The organism is Exiguobacterium sp. Helios, from assembly GCF_014524545.1.
Taxonomy (GTDB): domain Bacteria; phylum Bacillota; class Bacilli; order Exiguobacteriales; family Exiguobacteriaceae; genus Exiguobacterium_A.
In genome coordinates, this window is sequence record NZ_CP053557.1 from 1,137,781 (window position 1) to 1,153,441 (window position 15,661).

Here is a 15,661-nt window from a genome sequence, read left to right on the forward strand (position 1 = left end):
ACAGCCTGAATTTTTAAGAAAGGAGGAAACAGATGCCTGTTAAACCAGTAGATGAGATTGTCCGCAATCAGCAGCGGTGGATTGGGAATTTTGCGTTGTTCTTAATGAGTGTCGGAGCACTGATTTTTTTAGGGACGACAGATCAAACGATTCAAAACGCGTACTTAAATCAATCGACGACTGTGGCCGTTTTATTTTGTGTTGGGATAGCGACATTTTTGATTAGCCGGAGTCAGTTGTCCACTCACTATAAATCACATTTTTTGTCCATCATGTTACTGAGCATCCCGTTCGTATCTATCAGTATGTTGCCCTATGCGGCAGTCACCGTCTGGGCCAACTGTTTTTTATTTTTAATGATTGCCTTGATTGCCTATGACCGGATTATGATTTGGTACGCCATTGTCATCATCGTCGCGACTAACGTATTTATCATGGTTCGATCGAATACGATACTTGTTGAAATTGATCCGACAGATCATTATGCCCGACTAGGGATGATTGGGATTGCAATCTGTATCGCCTTAATCATCAATCATCTGCACCTTCGTAATCTCAGTCGTCTTCAGCAATTGGCTGATCAATTACATGAGTCCGCTCGTCATGATCTACAGACACAATTACTGAATGTCCGGGGACTCGAAGAACGATTTATGAACACAAATCAAACAGATCTTATCTTAGTCGGTGTTCATTTGGAAAACTATCATGAACTCGTGCGGTATTTTGGAGAGGAAATTCAGCAACAGGTCTTATTTGATTGTATCGAACGATTAAAGACATTGTTACCGCCTTATTTGACGATGGTTCGAGTCGAGGGAGGAACACTGGTGGTCGTCATGAAAAAGCCGCCTGGAGTATCGTGCCGGGAAGAAATGACACGTCTCAGTCAGCGGATGTCCACTCCGTATCAAATCGAACACCATCAGATTTATGTGAACCTGTATATGGTCATCGATGATGGAGAAGTGGATCAAACTAGTATGACGAAACGGATTCATCAAATCACGTCCGCCTTCCCGGAGAGTATCCGGGATTCAGAAAAAGTGATGTGCTTGAATCAAGAATGGCGGCACGAACAGTCACTTCGCATAGCAGCAGCAAAAGCCTTATCAAGAGCCGATGTGAATCGCGATTTTTACCTCGTTTACCAATTACAGTATGATTCGAATCAGGACCGCTTCATTGGATTAGAGGCTTTGATTCGCTGGAATACGATGATTCCGGGAGCCGGACGTCCGACGGTATTCATTCCAATCGCAGAAAAAAGTGACCTGATCATCCGTCTAGGCGAGTGGATTTTTGAAGAGGGATGTAAAACAAGAAAACGACTGATTAGTCTGGTTCCAGACGATTTTAGTCTGTCCGTCAACGTATCTCGCCGGCAATTGACACATGATTCTTTTATGCCGTTTATTGAACGGATGTTGTTAAAGTACAGCTTAAAACCAAAACAAATTAAGATTGAAATTACAGAAAGTCAGTCTTTGGATTTTGAAAGCCAACCGATTCTCCGGGCTTTGCGCCGGATTAAGACATTGGATTTCCCGGTATCACTGGATGATTTTGGAACGGGACATGCCTCTTATCATGTTCTCGAACGTTTATTACCGCTTCGTCAGCTTAAGGTACCGAAGCAATTCATTGAACAAGTCGAAGAGTCTGAAAAGCGACAGTCCATCTTGGAATCGATTTTTCAACTGAGTCAGTCGATGCATGTGGAATGTATCGTCGAAGGAGTTGAGACAGGAGAAGAGGTTCAAATTGCAAAGGACATCGGTATTCATTTATTCCAAGGTTATTTTTTTGCAAAACCTGTTCTGCTGGAAGAAATCATTTGTTTGCTGGAAACGAAACAAACGGAAACGACAGAGTGACGTCGTTTCCGTTTTTGTTGTTTAACGAATGGGAGCAAACTTATGGATTTGTTGCACGGCCTCGTTCCAAGATGAGACACGGACGATATTGTCAGGGACAGGACGACGATTGTAAGGTGCATCAAATAAAATAACGGGAATCGACGTGTCTTCCGCAATTTGAATCGCATTTTCGAGACGATCCTCCATGAAGAGGTCAAGGGACAAATCACGGACGACTTGTAATTTATCGTGTGAGCCGGTCATGATCAGAGAATCAAGCGGTAATTCATGTTGTTTAATCCATTCTTCGGTTACGGGACGGACGATTTCTGACCGTGCCGTCACGTAATGGAGATCGTATTGTTTTCTTAAGTCCCAAAGGTGTTGTTTGACAAGTTCTTGGGGGATGGATTCACGATAGATGCCGAGTTCATGACCTGATTTGACCATGAATTCCCAAAACTCGATTTGCTCCATGTCCGTATAGGTGTGAAGCTCGTATTCAGAGGCCATCTCAAAATCAATCGATGTCCCGAGATATTTGTTCATATAATTAAAGCACGAAGAAGGATGAGTGATTGTTCCATCAATATCAATTCCGATTTTCACTTACATCACCAACATTCTATAAATTTTCTGCCACTAGTATAACACAGTCGAAAAGCGGAAACGAAAAAAAGAGTCGCTCCCGAGGAGGACTCTTTTTTATTAGGCTTGACTGGCTTTAGCGGCTTCTTTTTCCGCTTCTTTTTCAAGAACGATCGCATCGATTTCTTTTTTCAATTCTTCGACCATCGTTGCTTCCGGTACTTTACGGATGATTTCTCCGTGACGGAATAACAATCCTTCGTTACGTGCACCGGCAATTCCGATATCGGCTTCGCGGGCTTCACCAGGACCGTTAACGGCACAACCAAGAACAGCAACTTTGATGTTGACTTGAATTTTATCAATGTAATCTTCGATTTCTGCAGCAATGGCCATTAAATCGATTTCAATCCGTCCGCATGTCGGGCAAGAAATCAACGTTGCAGCGTTTGCCGCAAGACCAAATGATTTCAAGACTTCTTTTGCGACTTTTACTTCTTCTACCGGATCGGCAGAAAGGGAAACCCGGACCGTGTTACCGATACCACGTGATAGAATCGCACCGAGACCGGCGGCTGATTTTAGTGAACCTGTACGTAAAGGACCAGATTCCGTGATACCGACGTGCAATGGATAATCAAACGACTCAGAAGCGAGCTGATATGCTTCAAGTGCCAATTGAACATCAGAAGCTTTTAAAGAAACGATGATATCGTGGAAATCGAGATCCTCGAGAATCTTGATGTGATGTAATGCGCTTTCAACCATCCCACGAGCAGTTGGATAACCGTATTTTTCGAGAATATGTTTCTCGAGTGAACCGGCATTAACACCAATGCGAATCGGGATATTTTTGGCTTTTGCAGCCGTCACGACCGCTTCAACTTTTTCGCGACGTCCGATATTACCCGGATTGATCCGGATTTTATCAACACCCGCCTCGATGGCCATGAGAGCGAGTTTATAATTAAAGTGAATGTCTACGACAAGTGGAATGTTAATCCGGCTCTTGATTTCTGCAAGAGCAAGCGCATCACGTTCTTCCGGACAAGCGACACGGACGATTTGGCATCCCGCTTCTTCAAGACGTAAAATTTCAGCGACAGTCGCTTCGACGTCGTGTGTTTTTGTTGTCGTCATACTTTGAATGATGACTTCATTACTTCCACCAATGACAAGGTCCCCAACACGAACGGGACGAGTCTTAGAGCGATGGACCATTTTCGGCATATCGAAAATCTCCTTTTGCGGCATAACGCCAGATTGTTTATGACTACTTGTACTATCATATCGAACTATTCCCTAAAAATCGAGAAACAAGAACGAAAATTGAACATTTACAATTGTTTAACACGAATAAGGGAAAGTCAATCCGTCGTCGGACGGACGTTTTTTCCTTAAATGCAAGGATACATCTAATTTCAAGAAGACGGGCGGGAAGTTTTTTTCTTCAGGCGAACAAGCAGGAGTGGTGTCAGCGAATAAATGACATGACCGATTATAATGAATGTCACTCCTGAAGTCTGATATCCGAATTGGTACAGGAAAACACCAATCGGGAAGGTCCAGACGTTTGCGGCGACGGTATAAGGAAACACTTGGCGAAACGCCCAGGGTCTTGGCAAAATCCACTGAATGAACCATCGATTCAGATAAGAGACGAATAAGAGATATAACAAGATGGCAATCGCAATGAAGATGAAATGCAGGGTGAACCAAATGATAAACGGAATCGACTGTTTCAGAAAAATGCTATCAATAATTGTCGACCACAAGGAAATCCATGCTAATCCACAAAAATAAAGGGAGACATCGGCAAGTCGAGTCTTTAAAAATCCACGGTTTGGAATTAAGGTAGTTTGTAAGTAATTAAGCAGTTGACTTAAAAAATGCAATGAAATCACTCTTTCTTCTGTTTTATAACAATATTTAAATTGTTGAAAAACCTTTTGTTTAAAGGGGTATTCTGTATTGGTACAGATTAATAAAACCTTAACAATTGAATATGTGAAAATCTATTTACAAGTTCACCAGACCTTTACATAATAGGGGAGGTTGAAACAATGAATTCTTAACAACAAATCAATTCCACTTTTTATATGAGGAGATGACAAGATGAACTATGATTTACAGGAAATGATCTTCACCTTTATCGGTGGACTGGGTATTTTCCTATTCGGTATTAAGTATATGGGAGATGGTCTGCAAAAAACAGCGGGAGACCGTCTACGGTACATTTTAGATAAATATACCTCCAATCCGTTTCTTGGAATTTTGGCCGGTATCGTCGTTACGGTCTTGATTCAGTCGTCATCGGGAACGACCGTCATCGTCGTTGGTCTGGTCAGTGCCGGTTTGATGAACTTACGTCAAGCAATCGGTGTTGTCATGGGGGCAAACATCGGAACGACGATTACGGCCTTCATCATCGGCTTTAACGTTAAGGAAGCTGCACTTCCGGCGATTGCGCTGGGAGCGTTCCTGATTTTCTTCTTCAATAAAGAACGGATTCAATACATCGGTCAAATTTTCTTCGGGTTTGGAGCGCTCTTCTATGGGTTGACGCTCATGGGAGACGGAATGGCACCGCTTGAATCAAGCGAATGGTTCCGAGAACTGACAGTATCGATGTCAGATAGTCCTTTGCTGGGTGTATTTGTTGGAACCATTTTCACAATGTTAGTTCAATCCTCATCTGCGACAATCGGGATTTTGCAAGAATTATATGATGGCGGAATGATCGATATTAAGGCTGCGCTACCCGTCTTGTTCGGTGATAATATCGGAACAACGATTACGGCTGTTCTCGCGGCTCTCGGCGCTTCGATTGCGGCAAAACGGACAGCTGCGGCGCACGTCATCTTTAATATCGTCGGAACGATTTTGTTCTTGATTGCCTTACCTGTATTCTCGAGTTTCATCACCTGGATTACAGGAGCGCTTGATCTTGAACCGAAAATGCAAATTGCTTTTGCTCATGGTACATTTAATGTCGTCAACACGTTGATTCAATGCTGGTTCATCGCGCAAATCGCATGGCTTGTTCAAAAAGTCGTGCCGGGAACGGATACGACCGTCGATTCGAAACCACGCCACTTGGATCAAAACATCTTAAACCAGTCGTCGTCACTCGCATTGAATCAAGCAAAACTTGAAGTGTTACGAATGGGTGAATTCTCAAAAGAAGGGCTTGGGAAAGCGCACCGTTATACGCAATCACATGATAAAAAAGACGTCTCGGACGCCGGACAGATCGAATATGCAATTAACCATTTGAACACTGAAGTCACAAGTTATCTTGTTAAGGTCGCGGCACATGATTTATCCGAACGGGAATCAAACGATCACTCACTTCTCATGCACGCCGTCAACGATTTTGAACGGATTGGTGATCACGTCGAAAATGTCATCGAACTGGTTGACTTCCAAATCGTCAATCGGATTACGTTTACCGATAAGGCTAAAAAAGAATTGGATGAAATGTACATCTTGACGCAAAAAATCGTCGAAACAGCCATTAAAGCCGTTGAACTCGATGATGTTTCACTGGCACGTCAAGTGCTTGAGTTAGAAGGGAAACTGGATTCCCTTGAACGTTTATTCCGCAAACACCATGTCTTGCGTGTTAATGCAGGGGAGTGTACCGGTCAGGCCGGAATGATCTTCGTGGATCTGCTGTCGAACCTGGAACGGATCGGTGACCACGCCGTCAATATTACGGACCTGGTACTCGAGCAACGTTCAGGAACAGCCTGAATAGGTGAATGAAGCAAGAGGAATTTCTGAAAAGAAATTCCTCTTTGTTTTTGTGAGATAGTTTATTGACATTCGAGTTTGATTTTAGTAACCTTATATTAGTTGTTTCAAACCATCATGGCGGTGTAGCTCAGCTGGCTAGAGCGTACGGTTCATACCCGTGAGGTCGTGGGTTCGACTCCCTCCGCCGCTACTATTACTTAAGGACCCTTAGCTCAGCTGGTTAGAGCTGACGGCTCATAACCGTCCGGTCGCAGGTTCGAGTCCTGCAGGGTCCATTTTAGAACGCACACTCTTTTTTAAGAGTGTGCGTTTATTTTTGGTTGCTTGGGGAATATTAAAGATATTGTAATAATGTTCATACAATACTATTCATACTATGGCAATTTAAGGGAGAGCGAAGAGAGATGGAACGTAACCATACAATGATGCAGTTTTTTGAGTGGCATGTAGAAAATGATGGGAAGCATTGGCAGCGCTTAAAAGAGAGAGCGCCGGAACTGCGTGCTGCAGGCATCACATCTGTTTGGATTCCGCCAGCGTCAAAGGGACAATCAGATGAAGACACAGGGTATGGCATTTACGATGTCTATGATTTAGGAGAGTTTGATCAAAAAGGGACGGTCCGCACGAAGTACGGGACAAAAGACGAGCTAATCGAAGCCATTCAAGTCGCACACGAAAATGATATCGCGATTTATGCCGATGTCGTCATGAACCATAAAGCAGCAGCAGATGAACTCGAGACGATTAAAGTCGTTGAGGTCCATCCGGAAGACCGTTCGCAAGAAATTTCAGAAGAATTTGAAATTGATGCCTGGACGAAGTTTACGTTCCCCGGTCGAAACGGTAAATATTCGGATTTCATCTGGACACATGAATTTTTCAACGGTACGGATTTTGATGCCCGGGAAGAGAAAACGGGTGTCTTTAAGATTTCCGGTAAAAATAAAGACTGGAACGATCAAGTAGACAATGAATTCGGAAACTATGACTATTTGATGTTCGCTAACATTGATTACAACCATCCTGAAGTGCGTGAAGAGATGATTAACTGGGGAAACTGGTTTAAAGAGACAATCAATTGCCAAGGTTTCCGTTTGGACGCCATCAAACATATCAACTACGAATTCGTCAACGAGTTCGCAAAATCGATGATCGGAGATAATCCGGACGGTTTCTATATGGTCGGTGAGTTCTGGAAATCGGATTTAGATGATTGCCGTCAATTTTTAGACAGTGTTGATTATACAATCGATTTATTTGATGTGCCGCTCCATTATAAATTCCATGAAGCGTCGCAACAGGGACAAGAATTTGATTTAACGACATTATTTGCGGATACACTGGTTGAATCCCACCCGACGAACGCGGTGACATTCGTTGATAACCATGACTCGCAACCAGGTGAATCGCTCGAGTCGTGGATTGATGACTGGTTCAAACAACATGCCTATGCATCGGTACTCCTTCGTAAAGATGGTTATCCATGTGTCTTCTACGGTGATTATTATGGTATCCAAGGACCTCACCCGGTCGAAGGCAAAAAAGAAATGATCAATGCTTTACTGTATGCCCGTTACCATAAAGCATATGGCGAACAAGAAGATTACCTTGACGATCCACATTGTATCGGTTGGGTCCGTCGTGGTGTCGAAGAATTCCCGAACTCGGGATGCGCTGTTTTACTTTCGAATGCGGACATGTGCGAAAAACGAATGTTTGTCGGTGAGACGCGTGCCGGAGAAGAGTGGTTTGATTATACGAACCACCAAGAAGAACCGGTTGTGATCGATGAAGAGGGCTTCGGCGTTTTCCCGGTTCCAGGCGGCGGTGTCTCTGTATTTGCTCCGCGTGACGAACAGTAATTTTCGAGGGTCATTGCTTGCGCCTGACCAACTATTTTTGCTAGTCTTAAAGAGTACTGAAATTCCGAAAATAGGATAAAGGGGGACATGAAAATGTCAAAATTTGAATTACCAGAACTCGGCTACGCTTATGATGCGCTAGAGCCACATATCGATGCTCGTACGATGGAGATTCACCACTCTAAACACCACAACACGTATGTCACGAACGTCAATGCAGCACTTGAAGGGTCAGAGCACGAAGGAAAATCACTTGAAGAATTACTTCAAAACCTGGATTCACTTCCTGCAAACATTCAAACAGCTGTCCGTAACAACGGTGGCGGTCATTGGAACCATTCGTTCTTCTGGAAACTCTTGAAAAAGAACGATGGTGCAGCACCAACTGGTGAACTTGCTTCAGCAATCGACGAGTCATTCGGTTCGTTTGATGCGTTCAAAGATGAGTTCGCAAAAGCAGCTACAACACGTTTTGGTTCAGGTTGGGCTTGGCTCATCGTTGACGGCGGGAAATTATCAGTCGTTTCAACACCAAACCAAGACACACCAGTCATGGAAGGGAAAACGCCGATTCTCGGACTTGATGTTTGGGAACATGCGTATTACCTCAACTATCAAAACCGTCGTCCTGATTACATCAACGCCTTCTTTAATGTCGTTGACTGGGATCATGTGGCAAAACTTTACGCTGACGCAAAATAATTAGTATATCAAAACATCGATTTCCATTTCGGGAATCGATGTTTTTTAATGCGGAAAATGATGGGATAGGTTGTTATGGAAAGTTTCCTTCTATATAATGAAACAAGATGACTTTTTGAACGATAGGGGAGTACGCCATGGCGAAACGAATCACGGTGAAGGGAAAACGGCGGAATCATCTGCCACTTCGCCTTAACTTAATGTTTTTTGTAGTATTTTTATTGTTTGCGATTTTAATTTTCCGCTTAGGTGTCGTCCAGATTGTGAATGGTGAAAAGATTTCACGTGAAGTTCAAAAAACGGAAATGATTGCTTCGAAATACGAAGTTCCGCGTGGGAAGATTTATGACCGCGATGGCCGGTTGTTAGTCGATACGATCTCGAAATACTCGATTGTCTATCGTCGTTCCCAGAATACGAAAGTCGACGAACGGATTGAAATCGCTTCGCGTCTTGCGGCAATCATCAATCTTCCGAAAGACGATTGGAAAGTCACGGAACGTGACATGAAAGATTACTGGGTAGCTGTCAACAGTGAAGAATCAGATCGACGGTATAAGAAGGCAGTGGAAAAGCGTTATCCAAACGCTGAAGAACAGAACAAATTGTCAATTTCGGAGCAGGATCAAATTCGCCTCGATACGATTACGAAAAAAGATATCGATTTTGATGATAAGACGATGGAAATCATCGCCATCAAACACAACATGGAAGTCGGTTATGCCCTGGACCCGCAGCTCGTTAAATTAGGAGCGAATGCTAAAGAAATGGCGATTATCGATGAAAACCTTGAAGATCTAAAAGGAGTATCGGTTGAGCCGTTTTATGAACGCTCATATCCATATGAAGGAACGTTACGAAATATCTTCGGGAAGTACTCGAAAATTCCTGCAGAACAACAAGCGGAATTCAAGGCAAAAGGATACAGCCTGAACGACCGGGTCGGAACATCATTCCTCGAGCAACAGTATGAAGATCTGTTGCGCGGAAAACCGGCTTACGATGTCTATGAAACGTTTAACGGTGAACCGGTCGGTGAACCGAATCGTGAAGAAGGCGAATCCGGGAAAGATCTCGTCTTGACGGTTGATGCAGAATACAACAAACAAGTTGACCAGATCTTGCAGCAAGCCATCAAGATGGGGCGCGGCATGGGAAGCGGTTATCTTAAAGAAGGATACGCTGTTGTCATGAATCCGAAAACCGGAGAAATTTTGGCAATGTCCGGTCAGAAGCTTGACACTGCGACGAATAAATTCAGTGATGTTGCCATCAATAACGTGTTGACTTCTCTGCAAATCGGTTCAACGATTAAAGGGGCAACAGTTGCGATGGGGCTCGAAGAAGGAGTCATTCGTCAAAACGAGGTCATCAATGATGCGCCGATCACAATTGGTGGGACGAAAAAAGGATCGTACGTCAACATGGGACCGATTACGGACCTGACGGCACTCGAACGTTCGTCAAACGTCTACATGTTTAACATCGCGATGCGGATGGCGAAATACCCGAGTAACGGTGTCGCTGGCGCGAGCGTCGATGCGGCTGCAGCGATCATGCAGAATTATTACAGTCAATTTGGTCTCGGTGTAACAACAGGAATTGATCTTCCGTATGAAGCAAAAGGGGTACAAGGTACACCGGACCGCGTCACGCTCTTGATGGACCGCGTGATTGGTCAATATGATGCCTTTACACCACTTCAAGTTGCGCAGTATGTTTCGACACTCGCGAATGGCGGGTACCGTGTACAACCGCACTTCTTAAAAGAAGTGTTGGCTTCAAACTCGATTGAAGACGAAACGAAGAAAGTTGATTACAGTTTTAAAACAAACTATTTAAACCGGATTGAAGTCAGTCAAGCGAATATTGATCATGTCCGTGAAGGATTCCATCGTGTTGTCAAAGGAGAACGCGGGACTGCGAAAATCATTGCCCAAACCGGCATCGATGCGGCAGCGAAAACAGGAACGGCGCAGGTCAGTGTTTACGGCGAAGACGGAATTGCACTTCGGGATGGAAGTGGACAACCGGTTCGCTCGTTGAACTCGAACTTAGTCGGCTGGGCGCCATACGACAATCCAGAGATGGCATGGGCCGTGTTCCTTCCATATATGGAGCAGGAAACCGTCAACTCGAAAATTGGTCATGATTTAGTGAAGGCATACTTTAATGTGAAAGATGTTCCATGGCAAACTAAGCCAAATTAACTAGTAAAGCGAAGATGAGGAAACTCATCTTCGCTTTTTTTTGTATGGATTGACCTGTTTTTCTAATGAAGTTGAGTTTGTAAACGCAGAAACACACGCCTTTACAATTCTTTTACGTTGGATTCATTTTGGTTTAATAGTTCATCGGTAGTATAAGTCTTGTAAGGAAAACGGATATAAAGTCGTAGCGTTACCAGCGACATACTTCGAGGAGGAAAATTAATCATGTCTTGGATGAAAAAAACAGCTCTTATCACAACGGTAGCGTCAATCGCAGTAGTCGGTGCGGCATGCGGAAATGACAAAGGCGGCTCTTCAAGTTCTTCAGATCTTTCAGGAAAGATCGCAATTGATGGATCTTCAACAGTCTTCCCAATCATGGAAGCAGTCGGTGAAGAGTATTCAATCGAACAACCAGACGTCGATGTCACGGTCGGAGTATCAGGTACAGGCGGCGGATTCAAACGTTTTGTTGTTGGTGAAACAGACCTTTCAAATGCATCACGTGAAATTAAAGAAGAAGAAGCAGCGGAAGCTGAAAAAAATAGTGTGGAATATACGAAATTAGCGCTTGCTTACGACGGATTAACAGTCGCAATCAGCAAAGAGAACACATGGGTCAAAGAAATGACACTCGACCAGTTAGAAAAAATTTGGTTAGACCCGAATGTGAAGACATGGAAAGACGTGGATGCTTCTTATCCAGCAGAACCAATCAAATTCTTCAGCCCGGGTAAAGATTCAGGAACATTTGATTTCTTCTCAGAAAAAGTTCTTGAGAAAAAAGATATGCGTAAAGATGTTCAACTTTCAGAAGATGATAACGTCCTCGTTAAAGGGGTCGAAGGAACAAAAGGTGCGATTGGTTACTTCGGTTATGCCTACTACGCGGAAAACAAAGATAAGTTAAAAGAAGTGCCGCTTGTAGCTGAAGGAAAAGACGCAGTTGATCCGACACCGGAAACAATCAAAGATCTTTCTTACCCGCTTTCACGTGAGATCTACACGTACGTCAACAACAAATCATTAAAAGACAAAAAACAAGTGGCGGACTTCGTTAAATTCACAAATGAAAATGCAGGTGACTTATCAGAAGAAGTCGGTTATATCAAAATGCCGCAAGATCGTTACGATGAAAATACAAAAGCCATTGAAGATGCAATGAAATAACCATCATTACACAAGGACGGCCCGAAAAAAGGGAGATTTCCCTTTTTTGGGGTCCCGTTCTTATGTAGGTATGATGAAGTAGGGAGCGAAGAAGGGTGAATCCATCATCAAACAAATCGGTTCGCGAGCTGATCCAAAAGAACCGACAACAAAAATTCAGTATGAAAAACATCATGGAACGTTTTATGCCGATCGTACTATTTCTCTGTGCGTTCGTTTCAGTCGTTACGACCATCGGCATCATTCTCACGTTAGTTATTGAAACAGAACACTTCTTTGAAGTCGTCTCGTTCAAAGAATTCTTCGGCAGTACAAGCTGGTACCCGCTGAACTCTCAACCGGAGTATGGAATTTGGCCGCTGGTCGTCGGAACCCTTGAAATTACCGTGATTGCGATGCTGGTTGCCGTGCCGATCGGACTCACTTCTGCGATTTATTTAAGTGAGTATGCATCAGAACGCGCCCGTCGTGTTCTCAAACCGATTCTTGAAGTATTAGCCGGCGTTCCGACAATCGTTTTCGGATTTTTCGCCTTAACGTTTGTTACACCGTTACTTGTTAAATTAATTCCGGGTCTTGCGATTTATAATGCGTTAAGTCCGGGGATTGTTGTCGGAATCATGATCATTCCGATGATTGCCTCGATTTCAGAGGATGCAATGAGCTCAGTTCCGAAAAAAATTCGGGACGGCGCATTGGCACTGGGTTCAACACGTCTTGAAGTCGCTTTAAAAGTGGTTGTTCCGGCTGCACTTTCCGGAATCATCGCTTCCATCGTTCTTGGTATGTCACGCGCAATCGGTGAAACAATGATCGTGACGATTGCCGGGGGATCAAACCCTACGGCTGCAGTTAATCCGTTGGAGCCGGTTCAGACGATGACGGCTTATATCGTTCAGGTTGCCCTTGGTGACGCAGGATATGGAACGATTGAATATTACAGTATCTACGCTGTCGGTACGTTGTTGTTCGTCTTTACTCTTTTGATGAACTTACTCGCGAACTGGATCACGCGTCGTTTCAGAGAGGAGTATTAAGATGGCCTTACCAGAAAAACAACCTGTACAAAAAAAATTTATTGATCCTGTTGCTGTGAAAAAATCAATCAGCCAACGTCTTGTCGTCAATAATGTCACGAAAATCATTTTCCTGATCGGACTGTTATTCGGTTTAGTCGTGCTTGGTATTCTTCTGTTTGGCGTCGTTCGCGACGGGGCAGCCTGGTTATCACTCGACTTTCTTCAAAATTCACCTTCACGCCGACCGGATCGTGCCGGGATTTATCCTGCGTTGATGGGCTCAATCTTCTTAATGCTCTTGATTATTCCGATGATTTTCATCCTGGGTGTCGGAGCTGCGATCTATTTAGAAGAGTATGCGAAAAAAGGACGGATGACTTCTTTCATCGAAGTCAACATCTCAAACTTAGCCGGTGTTCCGTCAATCGTTTTCGGATTACTCGGACTTACGTTTTTTGTTCGTAACATGGGCTTCGGATCGACCTTGATTGCCGGAGCACTCACGCTTGCGCTGATGAGTTTACCGGTCGTCATCGTGTCATCGCAAGAAGCGATTCGCGCCGTACCACAGGCAATGCGTCATGCCTCTCTAGCACTGGGTGCTTCGAAATGGCAGACGACATTCAAAGTTGTCTTACCCGCATCCCTTCCAGGGGTCATCACAGGAATCATCCTTGCCGTTTCACGGGCAATTGGAGAAACAGCACCGCTCATCATGGTCGGAGCAGCTATCTTCATCGCACGGGCGCCGGAAGGTATTTTCTCAGAGTTTACGGCCTTACCGATTCAAATCTACAACTGGACAAGCCGTCCGCAAGCTGACTTCCAAGGTCTTGCTGCTGCCGGAATCATCGTCCTGATGGTCATCCTCTTAACGATGAACTCACTTGCGATTTGGATTCGAAACCGTTTTTCAAAACGATACTAATCAACTGGATATAACGAATTACGTTCTGAATCACTAAGGAGGAACACAGATGATGGATACGAAGCTGACGACGAAACCAGCCAAAGAAGGGGTAAAAACAATGAATCAACCAGTAGCTGCGCGACAAAGTGTATACCGTGTAAATGATTTGAACCTATGGTACGGTGATGATCATGCTTTAAAAGATGTCAATCTTGATATTAAACAAAATGAAGTAACGGCAATCATCGGACCGTCAGGATGCGGAAAGTCGACATTCATCAAGACCTTGAACCGAATGGTCGAACTCGTTCCGATCGTACGGACGAATGGTGTCATTGAATACCATGGTCGTAATATCTTCGATAAGGATTATGAAGTCGAAGAATTACGGACATCGGTTGGAATGGTCTTTCAGCAACCAAACCCATTCCCGAAATCGATTTATGATAATATCGCTTATGGACCACGTGTTCATGGGGTGAAGAACAAAAAAATCTTGGATGAAATCGTTGAACGAAGCCTACGCGGAGCAGCGATTTGGGACGAAGTCAAGGACCGTTTGAACGAGAACGCTTACGGACTGTCAGGCGGACAACAACAACGTCTCTGCATCGCCCGTTGCCTGGCAATCGAGCCGGACGTCATCCTGATGGATGAACCGACATCCGCTCTCGACCCAATCTCGACGCTAAAAGTTGAAGAATTGGTACAGGAATTAAAAAAAGATTACTCGATCATCATCGTGACGCATAACATGCAACAAGCAGCACGTGTCTCTGATAAAACAGCTTTCTTCTTGAACGGTGAAGTCGTTGAATTCGATCAGACGGATCGAATTTTCTCAAATCCGAGTGACAAACGGACAGAAGACTATATCTCAGGACGATTCGGATAACGAGGAGGAACTTTTCAATGGCAGCAAATCGGACGATTTTTGGAGAAAACCTGGCAGTACTCGATCAAAAAGTATTTTTGTTAGCCCGGAAGACAATGCAACAGATTGCAACAACAGCGGAAGCACTCGAAAAGTATGACCGTGAGATTGCTCTTAAAGTCATCGAAAATGATAATGAGCTCGATGCACTCGAACTTGAAATCAACGACGATGCGATTTTACTGATCGCGAAACAACAACCGGTCGCGACTGATTTACGACGGTTGGTGACGGCAATGAAGATTGCGACGGATTTAGAGCGGATTGCTGACTACGCGGGAAATATCTCGAAAGCCGTTTTACGTGTCGAGACGTTCCCTTACGTGATTGACATCTCGTTATTAAAAGAAGCATTCGAAACATTACTGGATATGACGGAGACGGCAATCGTCGCGTATCGTGATGGCGATATTGAAAAAGCGAAGGCGCTGTCTGATCTCGATAACATCATTGATGACACGACCTATAAAGCGTTGCGCCAGTATATGCGGCATATGTCCCTGCAACCGGTTGTAGTGGATGAAATCATGCAATTCACAAATATTTGCCGGTATATCGAACGAATGGGCGACCATTTAACGAACGTAGGTGAGCATTTGATTTACATGGCAAAAGGAAAACACTATGATTTAAATAGCTAAGTAC

The 15,661-nt window shown here is 44.0% G+C and carries 13 protein-coding genes and 2 tRNA genes; 12 read left to right on the top strand and 3 right to left on the bottom strand.

Annotated features, from left to right (window positions below):
- The first annotated feature begins 32 nt into the window (after positions 1 to 32).
- On the top strand, positions 33 to 1,877 hold the full coding sequence (locus tag HNY42_RS05820; protein ID WP_188005243.1) for a GGDEF domain-containing phosphodiesterase: 1,845 nt from the start codon (positions 33 to 35) through the stop codon (positions 1,875 to 1,877).
- 21 nt (positions 1,878 to 1,898) lie between these two features.
- Here HNY42_RS05820 and HNY42_RS05825 read toward each other — a convergent pair whose 3' ends face one another.
- The 3 genes from HNY42_RS05825 to HNY42_RS05835 all read right to left on the bottom strand — a co-directional run bounded on the left by HNY42_RS05825 (position 1,899) and on the right by HNY42_RS05835 (position 4,222).
- Positions 1,899 to 2,468: a 5' nucleotidase, NT5C type gene (locus HNY42_RS05825; protein ID WP_188005244.1), complete on the bottom strand. Its 570-nt coding sequence runs from the start codon at positions 2,466 to 2,468 to the stop codon at positions 1,899 to 1,901.
- Positions 2,469 to 2,567: 99 nt separating this feature from the next.
- Complete coding sequence (gene ispG / locus HNY42_RS05830) at positions 2,568 to 3,677, bottom strand: flavodoxin-dependent (E)-4-hydroxy-3-methylbut-2-enyl-diphosphate synthase (RefSeq protein ID WP_026833607.1); 1,110 nt, start codon at positions 3,675 to 3,677, stop codon at positions 2,568 to 2,570.
- A gap of 191 nt (positions 3,678 to 3,868) precedes the next feature.
- The gene (locus HNY42_RS05835; RefSeq protein ID WP_251138683.1) at positions 3,869 to 4,222 is read right to left on the bottom strand and encodes an autophagy-related protein 27; all 354 of its coding nucleotides are present in this window, start codon (positions 4,220 to 4,222) and stop codon (positions 3,869 to 3,871) included.
- A gap of 340 nt (positions 4,223 to 4,562) precedes the next feature.
- On the opposite strand from HNY42_RS05835, the gene HNY42_RS05840 reads away from it, so the two are divergent.
- The 11 genes from HNY42_RS05840 to phoU all read left to right on the top strand — a co-directional run bounded on the left by HNY42_RS05840 (position 4,563) and on the right by phoU (position 15,657).
- Positions 4,563 to 6,203 carry a Na/Pi cotransporter family protein gene (locus HNY42_RS05840; protein WP_188005245.1) on the top strand — a complete coding sequence of 547 codons (1,641 nt, stop codon included), beginning with the start codon at positions 4,563 to 4,565 and terminating at the stop codon, positions 6,201 to 6,203.
- Positions 6,204 to 6,322: 119 nt separating this feature from the next.
- A tRNA-Met gene (locus HNY42_RS05845) sits at positions 6,323 to 6,396 on the top strand.
- Between the two features lie 11 nt (positions 6,397 to 6,407).
- Positions 6,408 to 6,481, top strand: a tRNA-Ile gene (locus tag HNY42_RS05850).
- 129 nt (positions 6,482 to 6,610) lie between these two features.
- Positions 6,611 to 8,071, top strand: coding sequence for an alpha-amylase (locus HNY42_RS05855; RefSeq protein ID WP_131503167.1), 1,461 nt, complete (start codon positions 6,611 to 6,613; stop codon positions 8,069 to 8,071).
- A gap of 93 nt (positions 8,072 to 8,164) precedes the next feature.
- Positions 8,165 to 8,773 (top strand): superoxide dismutase, encoded by a 609-nt coding sequence (locus tag HNY42_RS05860; RefSeq protein WP_131973194.1) that lies wholly within the window; start codon positions 8,165 to 8,167, stop codon positions 8,771 to 8,773.
- Positions 8,774 to 8,910: 137 nt separating this feature from the next.
- A complete protein-coding gene (locus HNY42_RS05865) occupies positions 8,911 to 10,983 on the top strand; it encodes a peptidoglycan D,D-transpeptidase FtsI family protein (RefSeq protein WP_131503165.1) in 2,073 nt (690 codons plus the stop codon).
- A gap of 225 nt (positions 10,984 to 11,208) precedes the next feature.
- Positions 11,209 to 12,153, top strand: a complete 945-nt coding sequence (locus HNY42_RS05870; protein ID WP_131503164.1) for a PstS family phosphate ABC transporter substrate-binding protein — start codon at positions 11,209 to 11,211, stop codon at positions 12,151 to 12,153.
- Positions 12,154 to 12,248: 95 nt separating this feature from the next.
- A complete protein-coding gene (gene pstC, locus HNY42_RS05875) occupies positions 12,249 to 13,190 on the top strand; it encodes a phosphate ABC transporter permease subunit PstC (protein ID WP_131503163.1) in 942 nt (313 codons plus the stop codon).
- A gap of 1 nt (position 13,191) precedes the next feature.
- Entirely contained in the window at positions 13,192 to 14,100 is a 909-nt protein-coding gene (gene pstA / locus HNY42_RS05880; RefSeq protein ID WP_131503162.1) for a phosphate ABC transporter permease PstA, read from the top strand.
- 100 nt (positions 14,101 to 14,200) lie between these two features.
- The gene (pstB, locus tag HNY42_RS05885) at positions 14,201 to 14,977 is read left to right on the top strand and encodes a phosphate ABC transporter ATP-binding protein PstB (RefSeq protein WP_051524104.1); all 777 of its coding nucleotides are present in this window, start codon (positions 14,201 to 14,203) and stop codon (positions 14,975 to 14,977) included.
- 17 nt (positions 14,978 to 14,994) lie between these two features.
- Positions 14,995 to 15,657, top strand: coding sequence for a phosphate signaling complex protein PhoU (gene phoU / locus HNY42_RS05890; RefSeq protein WP_114596376.1), 663 nt, complete (start codon positions 14,995 to 14,997; stop codon positions 15,655 to 15,657).
- Positions 15,658 to 15,661: the final 4 nt, after the last annotated feature.